We start from the raw sequence: 637 nt of genomic DNA, 5'->3' as shown, positions 1-637 counted from the left end.
ATATCAGACATATCATCGGTGGCAGGTTTTAGTTGAGAGAGATTTTCAAAATCTTCCCACCATACCTTTCCTTCGTCTGAAGACTGGAGTTCACCAGTAAAGTGTTCTGTCTTGTAAAAAAGGCCAACATAACGGTAATCCTCATCATCATACCAATCTTTGATACCACAGAGTTGGGGTTTGGAAATGGTCAGACCTGTTTCTTCTCTCACTTCACGAATGACAGCATCGACAAAGGATTCGCCACGTTCAACATGACCACCAGGAAAAGTAATGCCAGGCCAGTTAGGACTAACTCGGTCTTGAACCAGAACCTTATCTCCGTTTTGAATCATACACATATTGACAAATTCGACTAATTCTCGTCTGTTCATATTGTTTTTCCTATTTTGTTAGTAACTTTTCCACTACGTTTAACTTTCGCATGGTTAGAACCACGCCAAACAATTTTTCAAGATAGTTGGTATTGAGCTTTTTTTGTTTTGCAGTTCTAGGAAGATAGAGGTAGAGACAGTAATCGCCTACACAGATTTCTTCCTCGCCGTAGTCAGTTTTCAATTTTTCTAGTGGCAGACTTTGGATAAGTCCTTGATAAAGAATTACATGCACACGATCATGAAGGTAGTCTTCTTTAAAT

At 39.2% G+C, this 637-nt stretch carries 1 protein-coding gene and 1 pseudogene; both read right to left on the bottom strand.

Annotated features, from left to right (window positions below; all coding sequences use genetic code 11):
- The coding region (locus tag D8863_RS10770; RefSeq protein WP_142999497.1) for an 8-oxo-dGTP diphosphatase at nt 1–374 on the bottom strand (374 nt) is incomplete at its 3' end.
- 10 nt (nt 375–384) lie between these two features.
- Nucleotides 385–637: pseudogene (locus D8863_RS10765) on the bottom strand (DUF1697 domain-containing protein); the annotation flags it as partial.

This window comes from Streptococcus oralis, from assembly GCF_003943825.1.
In the GTDB taxonomy this organism is placed as follows: domain Bacteria; phylum Bacillota; class Bacilli; order Lactobacillales; family Streptococcaceae; genus Streptococcus; species Streptococcus oralis_CD.
This window is presented reverse-complemented; position numbering and strand designations above follow the sequence as displayed.